This is a genomic window from Candidatus Symbiopectobacterium sp. 'North America' (assembly GCF_015762685.1).
Lineage (GTDB): Bacteria > Pseudomonadota > Gammaproteobacteria > Enterobacterales > Enterobacteriaceae > Symbiopectobacterium.
In genome coordinates this window covers 110,527-126,808 of record NZ_PEHF01000031.1, presented here as the reverse complement: position 1 = coordinate 126,808, position 16,282 = coordinate 110,527, and the positions used below count along the sequence as shown (strand labels likewise).

11 protein-coding genes, 1 tRNA gene and 5 pseudogenes are annotated in these 16,282 nt (G+C 52.5%); 10 read left to right on the top strand and 7 right to left on the bottom strand.

Annotated elements, in window-relative coordinates:
• Positions 1-221 precede the first annotated feature (221 nt).
• Positions 222-297: transfer RNA gene (locus CS369_RS07540), tRNA-Ile, on the top strand.
• A 130-nt stretch (positions 298-427) separates the two neighbouring features.
• Here the strand turns inward: CS369_RS07540 and CS369_RS07535 are convergent.
• Positions 428-818: pseudogene (locus tag CS369_RS07535) on the bottom strand (Rid family hydrolase).
• A gap of 144 nt (positions 819-962) precedes the next feature.
• Here CS369_RS07535 and CS369_RS07530 point away from each other — a divergent pair.
• The 3 genes from CS369_RS07530 to CS369_RS07520 all read left to right on the top strand — a co-directional run bounded on the left by CS369_RS07530 (position 963) and on the right by CS369_RS07520 (position 2,915).
• Positions 963-1,895 carry a LysR family transcriptional regulator gene (locus tag CS369_RS07530; RefSeq protein ID WP_196906600.1) on the top strand — a complete coding sequence of 311 codons (933 nt, stop codon included), beginning with the start codon at positions 963-965 and terminating at the stop codon, positions 1,893-1,895.
• 74 nt (positions 1,896-1,969) lie between these two features.
• Positions 1,970-2,320 (top strand): DUF1304 domain-containing protein, encoded by a 351-nt coding sequence (locus CS369_RS07525; protein WP_196906599.1) that lies wholly within the window; start codon positions 1,970-1,972, stop codon positions 2,318-2,320.
• A 22-nt stretch (positions 2,321-2,342) separates the two neighbouring features.
• Positions 2,343-2,915 (top strand): hypothetical protein, encoded by a 573-nt coding sequence (locus tag CS369_RS07520; protein ID WP_196906598.1) that lies wholly within the window; start codon positions 2,343-2,345, stop codon positions 2,913-2,915.
• A gap of 106 nt (positions 2,916-3,021) precedes the next feature.
• Here CS369_RS07520 and spy read toward each other — a convergent pair whose 3' ends face one another.
• Positions 3,022-3,516 carry an ATP-independent periplasmic protein-refolding chaperone Spy gene (gene spy / locus CS369_RS07515; protein WP_374191040.1) on the bottom strand — a complete coding sequence of 165 codons (495 nt, stop codon included), beginning with the start codon at positions 3,514-3,516 and terminating at the stop codon, positions 3,022-3,024.
• 218 nt (positions 3,517-3,734) lie between these two features.
• On the opposite strand from spy, the pseudogene CS369_RS07510 reads away from it, so the two are divergent.
• Together CS369_RS07510 and CS369_RS07505 are read left to right on the top strand one after the other, a co-directional pair.
• Positions 3,735-4,205 (top strand): annotated as a pseudogene (locus CS369_RS07510) (MarR family winged helix-turn-helix transcriptional regulator).
• A gap of 88 nt (positions 4,206-4,293) precedes the next feature.
• Positions 4,294-4,719: an organic hydroperoxide resistance protein gene (locus CS369_RS07505; RefSeq protein ID WP_196906597.1), complete on the top strand. Its 426-nt coding sequence runs from the start codon at positions 4,294-4,296 to the stop codon at positions 4,717-4,719.
• A gap of 88 nt (positions 4,720-4,807) precedes the next feature.
• On the opposite strand, the gene CS369_RS07500 is transcribed toward CS369_RS07505, so the two are convergent.
• Entirely contained in the window at positions 4,808-5,104 is a 297-nt protein-coding gene (locus CS369_RS07500; protein ID WP_196906596.1) for a hypothetical protein, read from the bottom strand.
• A gap of 207 nt (positions 5,105-5,311) precedes the next feature.
• Here CS369_RS07500 and CS369_RS07495 point away from each other — a divergent pair.
• A pseudogene (locus CS369_RS07495) lies at positions 5,312-7,323 on the top strand (FAD-dependent oxidoreductase).
• A 19-nt stretch (positions 7,324-7,342) separates the two neighbouring features.
• Here CS369_RS07495 and rlmG read toward each other — a convergent pair.
• Positions 7,343-8,482, bottom strand: a complete 1,140-nt coding sequence (gene rlmG, locus CS369_RS07490; protein ID WP_196906595.1) for a 23S rRNA (guanine(1835)-N(2))-methyltransferase RlmG — start codon at positions 8,480-8,482, stop codon at positions 7,343-7,345.
• 208 nt (positions 8,483-8,690) lie between these two features.
• Between rlmG and CS369_RS07485 the strand changes: the two genes are divergently transcribed.
• The 3 genes from CS369_RS07485 (at position 8,691) to sstT (ending at position 12,462) form a co-directional block, all read left to right on the top strand.
• Positions 8,691-9,689 (top strand): Gfo/Idh/MocA family protein, encoded by a 999-nt coding sequence (locus CS369_RS07485; protein ID WP_196906594.1) that lies wholly within the window; start codon positions 8,691-8,693, stop codon positions 9,687-9,689.
• A gap of 349 nt (positions 9,690-10,038) precedes the next feature.
• On the top strand, positions 10,039-10,992 hold the full coding sequence (locus tag CS369_RS07480) for a TerC family protein (protein WP_196906593.1): 954 nt from the start codon (positions 10,039-10,041) through the stop codon (positions 10,990-10,992).
• A gap of 222 nt (positions 10,993-11,214) precedes the next feature.
• On the top strand, positions 11,215-12,462 hold the full coding sequence (sstT, locus tag CS369_RS07475; protein WP_196906592.1) for a serine/threonine transporter SstT: 1,248 nt from the start codon (positions 11,215-11,217) through the stop codon (positions 12,460-12,462).
• 59 nt (positions 12,463-12,521) lie between these two features.
• On the opposite strand, the gene CS369_RS07470 is transcribed toward sstT, so the two are convergent.
• From CS369_RS07470 to uxaC, 3 genes and pseudogenes are all read right to left on the bottom strand, one after another.
• The gene (locus CS369_RS07470; RefSeq protein ID WP_196906612.1) at positions 12,522-13,208 is read right to left on the bottom strand and encodes a YgjV family protein; all 687 of its coding nucleotides are present in this window, start codon (positions 13,206-13,208) and stop codon (positions 12,522-12,524) included.
• A gap of 17 nt (positions 13,209-13,225) precedes the next feature.
• Positions 13,226-14,678 (bottom strand): annotated as a pseudogene (locus CS369_RS07465) (tagaturonate reductase).
• Between the two features lie 110 nt (positions 14,679-14,788).
• A pseudogene (gene uxaC / locus CS369_RS07460) lies at positions 14,789-16,141 on the bottom strand (glucuronate isomerase).
• Positions 16,142-16,282: the final 141 nt, after the last annotated feature.

The following is a 16,282-nucleotide window of genomic DNA, read 5'->3' as shown; positions in this document are numbered from 1 at the left end:
TACCCATCAGGTTTTGCGAAGACTGATTATTGATGACATTATTGATGACATGAACGGCATATCGACCTGATGAGAAACCTGACATAAAAAACGGGGGTGATCATAGATTTTTTATGGTAATTATAACGATAACAACGGGCTAGGCTGCATACAAAACCAGCATACGGGCAACGTTGCTCTAGACCTGCCCCGCCATGTTACCGTATAATTCACGCCTACATGGCCCCTTAGCTCAGTGGTTAGAGCAGGCGACTCATAATCGCTTGGTCGTTGGTTCAAACCCAACAGGGGCCACCAAAATTTAGCTGATAAATCAGATGATTAAGCCACTTCTTGCGAGGTGGCTTTTTTGTTGGTTGCAGCTCAAATGGCGCTAATCTGTCGCTGGACGTTTTACCGACTCACCGCATTAGCACGGTGCAAATACTTACGGCAACTTGGCAATCACCTTGATTTCAAAGTGAAAGCCAGAGAGCCAAGAGACGCCGACCCCGGTCAAGGCAGGATAAGGCGCTTCGCCCCAGAATTCCGGTACCACACATCCAGATGGTTTCCAGGTTTGATTCAGGATCGACCACAAAAACGGTCACATCCACAACGTCCTCAAACGTGCAGCCTGCGGCAAACAACACCGCGTTCAAATTCTCAAATGCCCGTCTTACCTGTGTTTTTAAATTCGGCTCAGGCGAACCATCTTCCCGGCTGCCCACCTGCCCTGACACAAACAAAAAGCCGTTGGCTCTCACTGCCGGGGAATACCGATTGCGGTTATAGAGATCTTGCCGCCCTTCAGGAAAAACCACATCGCGCATTGCCATAACATACCTCTGAATAACCCGTTTCAAGATGGATGACTTGTGTATAACCGAAGTCTAAGGGCATAGTGGCGGTTAGATAAACGCGCAAAACGCCGCTTCATTATTTGTAAAATACAAACAATCAGAAAGGCATGAGGCAACGAGATGGATCGCTTTGACGCAATGCAGGCTTTTATTCGGGTGGTCGAGTCGGGCAGCTTTACCAAAGCCGCTGCAACGTTACAGATGAACAAGACCATCGTTACGCAGTTAATCCAACAACTCGAGACCCGATTGCACGTTAAATTGCTGAACAGAACCACCAGAAAGGTGCATGTTACCGCCGATGGCGCGGTGTATTACGAGCATGCCGTCCGTTTGCTTGCTGCGATGGATGATGCGGAAACCAGCCTCTCCAATGCCGTTACAACGCCCAGAGGTAAGCTGCGCGTTGACGTACCCAGCCCACTGGCTCGTCTGATTCTGGTGCCCGCCTTGCCTGAATTTTATGCGCAATATCCCGATATCCAGATTGACCTCGGTGCCAGCGATCGAAAGGTAGAAATGGTCAGGGAGAATGTGGACTGCGTGATACGCGGAGGCAGTATCTCGGAACAGTCGCTTATTGCCCGTCATGTGGGAGATTTGACGATCGTAGCCTATGCCGCGCCGAATTATCTGGCTCGCACGGGGACACCACTCCACCCCAATCAACTGGAGCAATCAGCGCATTATCTGGTCGGTTATCTGAATTCACAAACCGGAAAGGTGGCGGCACTGGAAGCGAGCCTTGATGACAACACGGTCAGAATCACAGGGCGTTATCAGCTTGCCGTCGATGATGGCAATGCCTATCTTGCCGCTGGCCTGGCAGGACTTGGCATTATTTTGTTGCCCACCTACATGGCAAAAGCGCATGAGACGCGTGGCGAATTGCACCGGCTGTTCGAACAGTGGGCATTTAGTCCAATGCCACTTTATCTGGCTTTTCCCCCAAACCGGTATTTAAGCGCCAAGCTTCGGGTGTTTATCGACTGGGTGATTAAACTTATGGCTCACCATGCACCAAAGTGTGCCCAGCGCTCGGCGAGACGTTAAACATTACTTACTCATTACCTCCCACTTCACCTATACTTTACTCCCCTACATCACGGTTTCGATAAGGCTTGATTGTGCTGGCAAACATTCTAATTGCCCTTGTTGCAGCGATACATGTTTACATCCTAATACTGGAAATGTTCTTGTGGAACACCCACGTTGGTCGTAAAGCCTTTAATCTCCACGCTGATCTTGCTCGCGATACCAAAACAATGGCCGCGAATCAGGGTTTGTACAATGGTTTTTTAGCCGCTGGATTACTCTGGGGATTATGGCTGGGCGAAGCAGGTTTTCAATTTAAGATCTTTTTCCTAGCCTGCGTTCTGGTTGCCGGGCTATACGGGGCCCTCACCGTGAGCCGGAAAATTCTCTATGTTCAAGCAATTCCCGCATTGATTGCGCTCATCGCGCTGATGAGTCATTGACGTATTTTAAAAGGATGATGGCATGGATGCATTAACCTATCCCTACACCTTACAGGATTTATTGTCTCTGTATGAGTTTGAACCCCTGCTTGAGCCTTTACACCGGGAGAAGCACTATAACGCGCTGATTGATTGGGCAGAAAAGGAAGTGCTGTTTGGTAATGATTCCGAAACACTACTTATCATTGCGTCGTTTTGCCTGGACGCGAAGCTGGATTATGACGAGATAAACGGTTATCTCGATCGCTATCTGTATGAGAATAAGATAAAAAGGCCTAGCGCAGATGCCAGCGCGCTGGTCTGGCTGAAGATACAGATGTGGCATTTACTGAATACCCCAAACGCCAAGGGTATAGAAGAGAGCTTATATCTGTTTTCTCAGCATTTTTTCAACTTTGGCCCACGTTTTTTTTCAAAGACCGCACACTATCTGAACAACCTCTATTATCAACTGTATGACAGTGGTTGGGGGGATTATCCGTCTAGGGCCGAATCCATGGACGAGCAGGCGATTTTGCAGTTCGTTCAGGCGCGCATACGCCCGCTTTACTGCAAGCTAACCCATAATGAGTGGCTTGCGTTACTCGCACGTTAACCGTTGGCCGGTGAGCGTTTGGCGTAAAAAAACCGCCTTCTCATCGGCTACCCAATAAACAGGCTTACACGGTGAGTAAGGCGGTTGTCAGAAGAGAAAGGCTGAATTACTTAGCAGCAGCCTTCTCCGCGGGTTCCGTCATCTTGTGATTAATGCGGTTATCAAAATTTTCGTTAAACTGCTTTTTCTGCTCCGGCGTCAGAATGTTATAGATCTTGTTCTGCGTTTCCAGGCGGCTTACCATCCGCGCTTTATGAATTTCATCCTGCTTATTGACCTGCGCCTGGGCTTTCGCCATATCGAACGTGTCTGCCGCAATCACATCACGCATTGCGCGGTGTTCATCCTGCATCACTTTGCGCATGTTATCGCGCGCATCGCGAATGATATCCCCAACCTGTTTTTTCTGCGCCTCGGTCAGGTTGAGATCTTTAAGAATCCACTCTTCATGCATGCCGGCACGAGGGCCACCGCGTTCACCTTTCATCATACGAGCTTCATGACCGTGGCCTTTTTGAGCATCGTTCGCATGCGCAATACCCGCCGCGCCAAACGCCAATGTAGACGGTGTTGAGTATAGACAGTGCAACTTCGAGTTAATTAGCGTAAGGGTAAATCTCTGCAAGTTCCGTCTCCACAATTGCGTCAAATGTGGAGAATGCGGAGAAACTATGTAAACCCTGCAAGGAAAACGTTAAGGCCCTCTTAATCTAGGTAACAATGAAAATATAAAATTAATAAAATCAATTCATTATCAAAAAAAGTTTTTCGCACTTAAATAGCTTGCTATTTAATTTTTATCTATCTAGATTGTATTTCATGAACAAGAAAACGCAGACAGTACCAACATCATTGCCAGCGAAAGCCTATCAGCTTGACGGACAACTCTGTTTCGCACTCTATTCAGCCAATCTGGCAATGAATAAAGTCTATCGAAAACAGCTGGCAGCACTATCACTCACATACCCCCAGTATCTTGTCATGCTGGTGTTGTGGGAACGTGACTGACTTACGGTGTCGGAACTGGGTGAGCAGCTTTATCTGGATTCCGCCACGCTGACGCCGTTGCTCAAACGATTGCACCAATCTGGTTTGTTCAGCAGAACGCGCAATGCGGAAGATGAACGTCAGGCGCTGATTCGGTTGACGGAAGAAGGCCGGACATTGCAACAAAAAGCGCGTGCTATACCGGAAAACATGCGGTGTGCAACACAATGTGATGACAGCACGCTGCAAGCGATGAAGCAGCAGTTAGAATACCTGCGTGCCAGACTGATCGAGAATCTTTGATGGCCGCTTATCTCGACGTTTTATTTCGACTATTTAAATATCACCCGATTTAATATCGTGATAAAAAATAGCCTGTATGGGTTACACCATGTCCATTGAAAAAGTACTGTATGTCGCTCACGCAAAAGCCACTGGCGGACGTGATGGCCGCGCCGAATCCTCTGATCAGCAACTGAGCGTCAAATTGACGATACCGCGCGAACTGGGCGGTGCCGGTGGCGAAGGGACTAACCCGGAACAGCTGTTTGCCGCTGGTTACTCTGCCTGTTTCCTTGGTGCGCTGAAGTTTGTCGCCAGCAAAGAAAAAGTTGCACTGCCAGCGGCGACCACCATTGAGGGGAGTGTCAGCATCGGTGCCGCACCAACCGGATTTGCTATTGAAGTGGAATTGAAAATTAATCTGCCGGGGTTGGCGCGTGAAACCGCGCAAGCACTGGTGGAAAAAGCCCATATCGTGTGCCCGTATTCTAATGACACACGCGGCAATATCGACGTAACCCTGACGCTACTGTAAGCCACACAGCGTCATGCAAACGGCAGAAGACTGCCGTTTGCTCAGCGAGCACCAATACCAATGGAAAAAACAGGACAAATCAAATCGATCAGGGAAGTGAACGACTAAAGGCGGAGGCATCCTTCGCCAAGGCGTCAATATAGGCGCCAATCATTTTAATGCGCTGCACCAGGGGATTTCTTTCCGGCGACGCATCCATAGAGTTTAACTGAATCACTAACTTTTCGATCTGCGCGCACAGCTCCGCTTCCCGCTGTTGGGCCTGCGTGAGCTGCTGCTGCCAGCTTTCAAGATCCTGACGCCAGCCTTGCTGCTGCAACCTGACACAACGTTCCAAATCGGTAAGCGCACTTTCCAGCGCCGGTTCCCACTCATCCACCCACATAGCGATTCCTTAGCACTCTGATCCCGCGAATTATAATGATTGTTGGCACGGACAACAAACCTTCTGGCATACCGCCCCGATTATCGAGTGTCGCCGCAGGGAATGACACAAATCACATTAAATAAACATTTATTTCACATATTATTCAACACTCGCTACAGTAAACTCATCAGACTAGTTTCTTGCGCGGTTTCTGTGGAGAGCATCATGCACGCCTACCCCAAGCTTTTTTCGCCCCTCAATTTGGGCTTCACCACGTTAAAAAACCGCGTCATCATGGGTTCAATGCATACCGGTTTGGAAGAACATCCACAGGGCACTGAACGGTTGGCGGCATTTTACCGAGAACGCGTGCAGGGCGGTGTAGCACTGATTGTTACCGGCGGTATTGCGCCCAACGCCAAAGGTGCCGTGGTCGCTGGCGGAGCGACGCTTGAACATGAAGAGCAGTTACCTCACCATATCCCAATAACCGCTGCGGTGCATGAAGCGGGAGGGAAAATTGCGCTGCAAATTCTGCATGCCGGGCGCTACAGTTATCAACCCGATCCCGTTGCACCGTCCGCCCTTCAGGCACCGATCAGCCCCTTCCTTCCCCACGCCATGACCCAGGAGGAGATTTTACACACCATCGCTGATTTTGCGCGCTGTGCGTCGCTGGCCCAGCAGGCAGGCTATGACGGTGTGGAAATCATGGGCTCTGAAGGGTATCTGATTAATCAGTTTCTGGTCGAACGCACCAACCAGCTGCATGATGACTGGGGTGGTAACCAACAGAACCGCCGCCGCTTCGCGTTGGAGATTGTGCGTGCAGTGCGCCGTGCAACCGGGCCACTCTTTATTATCATCTATCGCCTGTCCATGCTCGATCTGGTAGAGTCCGGCTCCTCATGGCAAGAGATAGAAACCCTGGCTCAAGAGATGGAAGCCGCTGGTGTCACGTTGCTTAACACAGGTATTGGCTGGCACGAAGCACGCATCCCGACTATCGCAACGCTGGTGCCGCGCGCGGTCTTTGGCTGGGTGACCCAGCGTTTGATCGGCAAGGTAAACATACCGCTTATCACCACCAACCGCATCAACGATCCGGCTCAGGCAGAACAGATGCTGGCACAGGGCTGCTCTGATATGGTTTCCATGGCGCGCCCCTTTCTGGCGGATTCGTACTTGCTTGAGAAAGCAGAAACGGGCCGCAGCGATGAGATTAATACCTGTATCGGCTGCAATCAGGCCTGTCTCGATCGGATTTTTGTCGGCAAGGTAACGTCATGTCTAGTCAACCCGCGCGCCTGCCACGAAACAACGCTCCCGGTAATCGCTACAGACACACCGCAACGAATTGCCGTTGTCGGCGCTGGTCCGGCAGGGCTTGCTTTTGCCATTAATGCGGCACAGCGCGGCCATACAGTGACGTTGTTCGAAGCGGACAGTAACATCGGCGGTCAGTTTAATCTGGCCCGGCAAATCCCCGGCAAACAGGAATTCACGGAGACGCTGCGCTATTACCGCCGTATGTTGGTGCTCACTCACGTATTAGTTCGCCTCAACACCAAAGCCACGATCGACGATCTTAAAACCTTTGATACGGTTATCCTGGCGAGTGGCATCACACCATGCACGCCGGAGGTTCCCGGCATTGATCACCCAAGCGTAGTGAGCTACTTACAGGTGCTGCGCGATAAGGTTCCCGTTTGCAAACGGGTGGCGATTATCGGTGCAGGCGGTATCGGTGTTGATGTTGCCCATTATCTGAGCGCCCCCCCGCAAGCCGATTTCTATACCGAATGGGGTATCGATCGTACTCTCGATAAACGGGGCGGCGTATTACCGCTCGCCGCCGGAGCACCCACTGGCGCAGTGCATCAGCGTGAAATCGTGCTGCTGCAACGCAAGGCAGGAAAACTGGGTGAGCATCTTGGCAAAACCACCGGATGGATACACCGGGCGCAACTACTGCGCCACGGAGTGAGCTTTATGGACGGCGTGCAATACAGCACATTGACGATGCCGGGCTGCATATTATTCATGGGGGTCAGGAGAGATGCATCGCCGTCGATACCATCATCGTCTGTGCAGGACAGGATTCACGGCGCGAGCTCTATGCGCCATTGCAGGCCAGCGGGTGCGCCGTGCATATGATTGGCGGTGCGGATGTCGCCGCCGAACTGGATGCCCGGCGGGCCATCGATCAGGCCACTCGGCTGGCGCTAACGCTGTAGCCGATGACTCAAGCCCCGTTCAGCGAGACGATGCCAGTTTCACCGCGTGCAGCACCACAAACTTATTGTTGCCCGCCAGCTGTTCGCAGTTGCCAAACAGGTGTTTCAGCTTCGGGTAGTAGTTGAGGTGGCGATTGCCTACGATACGCAGCTCACCACCATGCGCTAAACAGCGGCGCGCATCGCTGAACATGTTCCAGGCCAGATGGTCGGTGATGGTCTGCTGCTGGTGGAATGGTGGATTACACAGCACGGCTTGCAGCGAATCAGGGGCAATGTTGGCCAGCGAATTATTCACCACAAAACTGGCACGCGGCAGATCTTGCGGACAGTTAATTTCCACGTTCATGCGGCTGGAAGCCAGCGCCATATGAGATTCATCAATAAAGCTGACCAGCGCTGACGGGTTTTGCGCCAGTGCCACCAGCCCGACAATCCCGTTACCGCAGCCTAAATCCACCATTTTGCCTTCACTATCACGCGGCAGGTGCTGCATAAAAAAGCGCGTACCGATGTCCAGGCTACCGCGTGAGAACACGTTGGCATGGTTGTGGATGCGGTAACCATACCCCTCTAGTTCCCACTCAACGGTTGGTGAATACTTAGCTACATTGATTTGTGCCACGTCGCAGTGAATCAGGCGCGCCTTTTTCCACGCCAGTGAAGTCCGCGTCGGGCCAATAATTTTTTCAAACAACTGCAACGTGGAAGTATGAATATCGCGAGCCTTTGCGCCGGCAATAATTCGCGTATGCGGTGCGACTACCGAGCGTAGCATACGAAGCTGATGCTCCAGCATCGCCAGGGTTTTTGGCACCTTGATAACCACCAGCGATGGCGCGTCAGGTAACGCCGTCAGGCTGTCTTGCAACACGACGGATTCCGGCGCAAAGCCGTTGAGCGACAGGTTATGCCGCGTCGCCAGTTGGCTCAGGTAGCTGTCGCTGACGCAAAGCGGCTCATACGCCTGTAATCCACAGGCCAGTGCACCGAATGTGTCGTTCAGAATCACAACGGGCCCAGGTGCAAGCTCCATGGTAGCAATCTCGTTAAGCAAAAATGCGTCTGCCGCTTCCCAGGCTTGTAAGGTGGAATTCTCAGACGTTTTCGGATAACGCACCAACGTGAGTGTTCGCGTTTCCAGTTCCAATTGGCTCATCGGCCTCTCCCGCGTCATAAAGGTTGAGCAGTGTACCCCGTAACGTCGGGGAGCAGTAAATGCTTTTCGTCAGTCAGGGCGAATCCGGGCGCGTGACGTCCTGTTGCCGTGGTTTTCCCCTACGCAGAACCGCGACGCGACGATTGCCTTGCGCCCACATCATGTTACTCTGTTTTTCTTACGCTCTCGCCAGGAACATCGATCCATCATGATTCGTTTCGCTATTGTAGGAACCAGTCAGATCACGCGCCAGTTTGTTGATGCTGCACATGAAACCGGTAAGATGAAATTGATCGCCATCTACTCCCGTTCGCAGGAAAAAGCACAGCAATTTCAAACGGACTATCTGGTTGAACACTGCTTCACCTCTCTGGAGGCGCTCGCCCAGTCCGACCTGATTGATGCGGTTTACATCGCGAGTCCAAATAGCCTGCATGCGGAACAATCCATCCTGTTTCTTGAACATGGCAAACATGTGGTCTGCGAAAAACCCTTGGCGTCAAACCATGCCCAGGCGCAGAGAATGATCGCGTGCGCACAAGCCAATCAGGTCGTGTTGTTTGAAGCGTTCAAAACCGCGAGCTTGCCCAATTACGCCTTGGTGACGCAGGGCCTGGCGCGCATTGGTCGGCTGCGTAAAGTGTTTCTGAATTACTGCCAATATTCTTCCCGTTACCAGCCCTATCTGGCGGGAGAGAACCCCAACACCTTCAATCCGGCGTTTTCCAACGGCTCCATCATGGATATTGGCTACTACTGCCTGGCATTCGCCGTCAGCCTGTGGGGCGATCCCCATAACGTTCGGGCCAGTGCGACCCTGTTGGAAAGCGGCGTGGACGGACACGGCAGCGTTGTACTGAATTACGGGGATTTTGACGTGATTATCGCGCATTCCAAGGTGAGCAACAGCGCCATCCCCAGTGAAATCCAGGGGGAAGAAGGGTCGCTGGTCATCGACAGGCTGTCGGAATGCCAGCAGGTGAGCCTGGTGCCGCGCAACGGTCAACGAATCGATTTGTCCCAATCGCAACATATCAACAGCATGCTGTATGAAGTGGAAACCTTTGCCTCACTGGTCGCCCAGAATGAAGTTAATCACGCCTTTCTGGCACGCTCACTCACCGTAGCACGCTTGCAAACAGAAATTCGCCGCCAGACCGTAGTAGTGTTCCCCGCCGACAGCAACACACTTTCTGAGGATCAATAACGGAACAGGTAAAAAGTGTTCACAGAATTTGACCTGGATCGACTTTTCACCTATCTTTGCTGATGCAAAGGGGAGTAACTTTTCCGCCGATTAATCGTCATTACGAAGTCATGTGTCAAGCTTGCTATAAAGTAGGTAGAGATATGCTTCCGGTTATCGGGCAATACCAATGAGCATTCCGCATTGGCGTTGTAAGTGAGACCTTGCCGGAAGGCGAGGGACATTTGAAACGCGAGTGACCAAACGACCTGTGTCTTCCGATACATGTCGTTTTTTTTTACCTGGCCTGCTACCGAATCAGATAAAAATGAGGCCTGACGGTGTTAATTTTTGTTGCAAGGAACCAGTTATGAACTCCATCGGTACGCCGTGGTTGTGGGGCAGCTTCGCTGTCATCGTTATCGCCATGCTGGCGGTAGACCTGCTCTATCAAGGGCGCAAGGGTGACACCACCATGACATTTTGCCAGGCTACTGCCTGGTCATTGATTTGGGTTACGCTGTCGCTCGCCTTCAATGCCGGATTCTGGTGGTATCTGAAAGGCACGCTCGGCGTAGAAGTCGCCAACACGCAAGCCCTCGCCTTCCTCAGCGGCTATCTGATCGAAAAAGCGCTCGCCGTCGATAACGTCTTCGTCTGGCTGATGCTGTTCAGCTATTTCGGCGTGCCCGCCCACTATCAGCGCCGCGTACTGGTTTATGGCGTGCTGGGTGCCATCATCCTGCGAACGCTGATGGTGTTTGGTGGCAGTTGGCTAGTTACGCAGTTCCAGTGGTTGCTCTACGTATTTGGCGCGTTCCTGCTGTTCACGGGCCTGAAAATGGCGTTCTCCAAAGATGATGGCGGCGATCTCGGCGACAAGCCGTTAGTGCGCTGGCTTCGCGGCCATCTGCGGATGACGGATACCATCGAAAACGAACGCTTCTTCTTGCGGCGCAACGGTATTCTGTATGCCACCCCGCTGTTTTTAGTCTTGATTCTGGTTGAGATCAGCGATGTTATCTTTGCCGTTGACAGTATCCCGGCCATTTTTGCGGTTACCACCGACCCGTTCATTGTGCTGACCTCCAACCTGTTCGCCATTCTGGGCCTGCGCGCCATGTATTTTCTGCTGGCTGGCGTGGCGGAGAAGTTCTCACTGCTCAAGTATGGTCTGGCCGTCATTCTGGTATTTATCGGCACCAAGATGATGCTGATCGACCTGTTCCATATTCCTATCGCTATCTCTCTGGGCGTGGTAGCCAGCATTCTGGCCATCACGCTGCTGATTAACCTGTGGTTGAATCAGCGCGCCGCTCGCTAAACCGCAAATCGCCTCCGTAAAGGAGGCGATTTGTGAATGACCCGCCGCACAAAATCGTGTGCCATCGCTTTTTTTAATGCCTCTTTTCCCTATACTGCTCTGCGCAAACACTTTGTTACAGGTTATGAAAAAAAACCCATTGCATTACCCAGAGGTTTTCATCCTGCAACGTGCTACCACACAACCCTTGTTAGGTTACGGAACGGGAATACCGTTAATTTTATGAAAAATACATACTCTGCTGTTTTCCGCTATATAACGCGAGGCAGCCTGGTGCAGCAAATTGTTGTCGGGCTGGCTCTGGGTATCCTCTTTGCATTGTTGTCCCCTTCCTCCGCTCTTGCTGTCGGCCTGCTCGGCACACTGTTTGTCGGCGGCTTGAAAGCCGTTGCGCCTGTATTGGTGCTGGTTCTGGTCATGGCCTCGATTACCAACCATCAGCAGGGGCAAAAAACCAATATCCGTCCGATCCTGATCCTCTACGCTATCGGCACCTTTTCCGCCGCGCTGATCGCGGTGGTGTTGGGCTTTTTATTCCCCACCGCGCTGACCCTGAGCGCACAATCTGCCGATATCGTGCCGCCAACGGGTATTGTTGAGGTGCTGAAAGGGTTACTGATGAGCGTGGTCGCCAACCCGATTCATGCGCTGATCAACGCTAACTACATCGGCATCCTGGTATGGGCCGTCGGCCTTGGTATCGCGTTTCGTCACGCGTCACCGTCCACCAAAGCCTTTATCAACGATGCCTCGGATGCGGTGACGCTGCTGGTGCGAACCGTGATTCGTTTTGCGCCGCTCGGGATTTTTGGCCTGGTATCCTCTACGCTGGCAGAAACCGGCTTTGACGCACTGTGGGGTTACGCTCATCTGTTAACCGTGCTGGTCGGCGGCATGCTGATCGTGATGTTTATCGTCAATCCGCTGATTGTATTATGGAAAATTCGCCGCAACCCGTATCCGCTGGTGCTGACCTGCCTGCGTGAAAGCGGCATTACCGCCTTTTTTACCCGCAGCTCTGCCGCCAACATCCCGGTGAATATGGAGCTGTGTCGTAAGCTGAATCTGGACGAAGACACCTATTCCGTCGCCATCCCGCTGGGAGCCACCATCAATATGGCGGGTGCGGCGGTGACCATCACCATCCTGACGCTGGCAGCCGCACATACGCTGGGTATTCACGTTGATATGCCTACCGCGCTGCTGCTCAGCGTAGTCGCCGCCATTTGTGCCTGTGGTGCATCAGGCGTTGCAGGGGGATCGTTGCTGTTAATCCCACTGGCGTGCAGCATGTTTGGCATCGCCAACGACGTTGCCATGCAAGTGGTCGCGGTCAGCTTTATCATCGGGGTAATTCAGAACTCGCTGGAAACCGCCGTCAACTCCTCGACGGACGTCATCTTTACGGCGGCAGTGTGTAATGCGGAAGATGCCAAGCTGGAAGAGAAAGAGCGGCTGAACCTGCTGTAACACACTCGCGTTTCCCTCATCTTCTGTCTGAAGGTGAGGGAAAACGGAGCAAACCTACATTAGCGAGATTGCGTTTCAGCCCGGAACGGGTCCAGCCCACGTTTCTGCATGCGCCGAAAACGAATGATGTTGTAGCCATTCAGAATCAAAAATGTGCCTTCAATCAGCGAACCGCCGATTGAACCAAGCCATACGTTATGTATTACCCAGCACAGTGTAGCGCACCAAATGACGCAGCGTGTCGTCAACCCACTGGTGCTGATCAGCGCACCAATGATCGGCAGCAGCTCAACCGCATGTTTAAGACCCGAAAGCCCGAGCACCAGCGTCAGGATAATAAAGGCAAACATCACAACAAGATTGTGGGTGCGCGTAGCAATCACCGTGCGCCCGGCATTCAGCAGTGCACTGGCGCCAGCGGCATTTGCCCCCATCAAAAAGAAATGGATACCGATGATGACGCTGTAGAGGGAAAGTTGTAGTTTAAATTTGCGATCGTCACGGTGAAAAAATACGGTAATCCCCACCAGGAAGGCAATCGCCACTAACGCATGGCCGATCGGCAAGCCGTACTTCACGATCATCTCGCCCGGCGCGATGTCATAAAGCGCAAATTTGTGCCCGCGCGCCACTGGCTGCGGCAGCGTCACCGTGACGCCACCCGCGGTTACCGCTTCACCTTGCGCAACATCACGCAACGCAACGGCCACATTGTCCAGCGCATGGATTTTGATGATGCTCTGCATCGATAAATCTTCAGCCATTAACAATACCCTTCTACTGCCGCTCTCATGCCGCGATCGACGATCGCTTGCAGTTGCTGCGTAACCTGTTCTACCAATCCCGGCACCTGAGTCAGATCCTGTTCCCAGTGATCCGCATCGCTCAGCACGGTGGTAACCAGCGCTTGCAGCGAAGTGGTGCGATCGTTGATGCCGTGCCACAAGGTGCTAAGCGCTCCAGCCAGTGCGCATCATCTTGCAACGGATAGGCTTCACCGTCGCGATCGCCGCGATAGAACGCGATCAGCGCCGCCAGTGCAAAGGTCAGACGCGCCGGCAATGCCCCTTTCTGCTCACGGTAGGCCAGCAGTTGCAGCAGAATGCGGGTGCGGAATTTCGTCATGCCGTTCAGGGCAATGGATAACAGCTGGTGCTGAATAAAAGGGTTACGGAAACGGCTCAGCACCGCTTGGGCAAAAGAGGTCAGCTCATCGTGCGGCAAATCCAGCACCGGAACGATCTCTTCGGCAATGGTTTTTTCCACAAAGCTGCTGATTTGCGCGTCATTCATGGATTCGCCCACGGTATCCAGACCGGCCAGGAAGTCAACCGGCACCAGCGCGGTGTGCGCACCGTTCAAAATCGCCACTTTGCTCTCTTTGTACGGTTTGATATCGTCAACGATGCGGATATTCAGGTCCAGCTTGTCAAGACGCAGTTCCTGAGCCAGCCATTGCGGCCCCTGAATCACAAACAGGTAGAGGTACTCGGCGGTATCCCATAAGGTATCCTGGTAGCCCATTTCCTGTTGCAGCGCTTCCACTTCGGCACGCGGATAGCCCGTCACAATACGGTCAACCAGCGTGGAGCAGAAGGTCTTGTTTTCGTTGATCCAGGTAACAAAGGCCTGCGGCAGCTCCCACTGCGCGGCATAGCGCAGCACCAGTTCTTTCAGTGCAACGCCGTTATAATCGATAAGTTCACACGGCAACAGCACCCAGCCTTTGTCGGCGGCACCGTTGAAGTGGTTAAAGCGCTCGAACAGCAGGCGCGTCAGTTTAGCCGGATAGCTGACCGCGGCGGGGTATCCGTCAAACGATCGTCGGCGTGATAGCTGATGCCCGCTTCGGTGGTGTTGGAGAACACGAAACGAATGTTGGCATCGTGTGCCAGTGCCAGATACTCGTCAAACTGACGGTAAATGTTGATTTCACGGTTACCAGAACGGATCAGGCGCGGCTCACGCACTGCTTCGCCCTGCTCATTCAAACCGAGAATGATCGTGGTGTACAGCCCATCCTGAGTGTCTAATGAAGGCGGAAAATCGGTATCAATCGGACGAACGATCACCACACCCGCATCCAGATCGGTATGTTCGTTTAGCAAATCTAACTGCCAGTCAACGAACGCGTGCAGAAAGTTACCCTCACCGAATTGGATAATACGATCAGGATGTTGACGACCAGGGAAGTCACGACGATTCAATGTTTGCATTAAGAAGCTACCTCAGGACAGGAAGTGCGATCGGGGTCAGGTTGTTACCGCCCTGTCACCTTGCCCACGATACAATGTCAAGGCGCGCGCACCTGCGCGCGCCCACGGTCTTATAATTCGATGGCGAAATAGTTTTTAGCGTTATCGAAACAAATGTTTTTCACCATGTCGCCCAACAGATTGATGTCTGCCGGCGCTTCGCCGTCTTCTACCCAGCGGCCGATCATCTGGCACAGGATACGACGGAAATACTCATGGCGAGTGTAAGACAGGAAGCTGCGGCTGTCGGTCAACATGCCCACAAAGCGGCTCAGCAGGCCCAGTTGCGCCAGCTGTGTCATTTGACGCTGCATGCCTTCACCTTGGAAGTTACCGATCATGGTGCCCAGCACTTCGTTATCGCGCGGGTTCAGGTAGTACAGAATGGTTTTCGGCAGCAGGTTTTCTTCATTCTGCTTGCTCAGCAGACGAGACAACTCTTGTGCCAGCGGACGGTCATTGATGGAGTCGAAACCGACGTCTGGCCCCAGCAATTTAAACTGGCGCAGGTTGTTGTTACGCAGCGCACCAATATGGTACTGCTGTACCCAACCGCGACGTGCATATTCCGCACCCAGCCATACCAGTACGGCAGTTTTGAACTGCGCCACTTCCAGATCGCTCAGCGCGGCACCGCCCAAACGACGAGACAGAATGCCATCCAGCCTCGCTTCATCCGCTTCGGCAAACAGCACCACGTCCAGCGCGTGGTCAGAAACTTTACAGCCGTGCGCGGCAAAGTGATCCAGACGCTTGGTCAGTGCGGCCTGCAAATCGCTGAAACGACGAATATCGGTATCAGACACTTCACCCTGTTTCGCCATGTAATCATTAAAGGTGGCCAGCTCGATGTTGAAAGCCTTATCCGGACGCCAGCTCGGCAGCACTTTGACGTTGAAGCTACCATCAGCGGCGATGGCTTTGTGATGACGCACATCGTCAATCGGGTGGTCGGTGGTACCGACCATTTTCACGTTCATCTGCTGCATGGTGCCGCGCGCGGTAAATTCATCACGCTCCAGCAGGGCGTTGCAACAATCCCAGATATCTTTCGCCGTACCCGGTGCTAGTAGCGTACCTGTTACACCAAACGGGCGGCGCAGTTCTAGATGCGTCCAGTGGTACAACTGGTTACCGATAGTGTGCGGTACGGTTTCTGCCCAGGCGGAGAATTTCTCCCAGTCGCTGGCATCACCGGTACAAAGACGCTCCGGCACGCTGTTAGTACGCATGGCACGCCATTTGTAGTGATCACCCTTTAACCAGATGTCATACAGGTTTTTAAAGCGGTAGTTTTCTGCAATCTGTTCAGGCGGCAAGTGTTAATGGTAATCAAAAATAGGCTGATCAGCTACATAGTCATTATACAAACGACGAGCAAATTCGCTGTCTAACAGAAAATCTTCGCTAAGAAACTGGGGCATACTTTTCTTCCTCACCGTGCGCTCAGGCACAACATTGGCCTTTGTTGAAAGATATCACACCAATTATGCTGGATATCTCATATCATTAGTGAGGTCATGATCGCAAAAATTCACATGCCTGCCAAATTGGTCAGGACACCG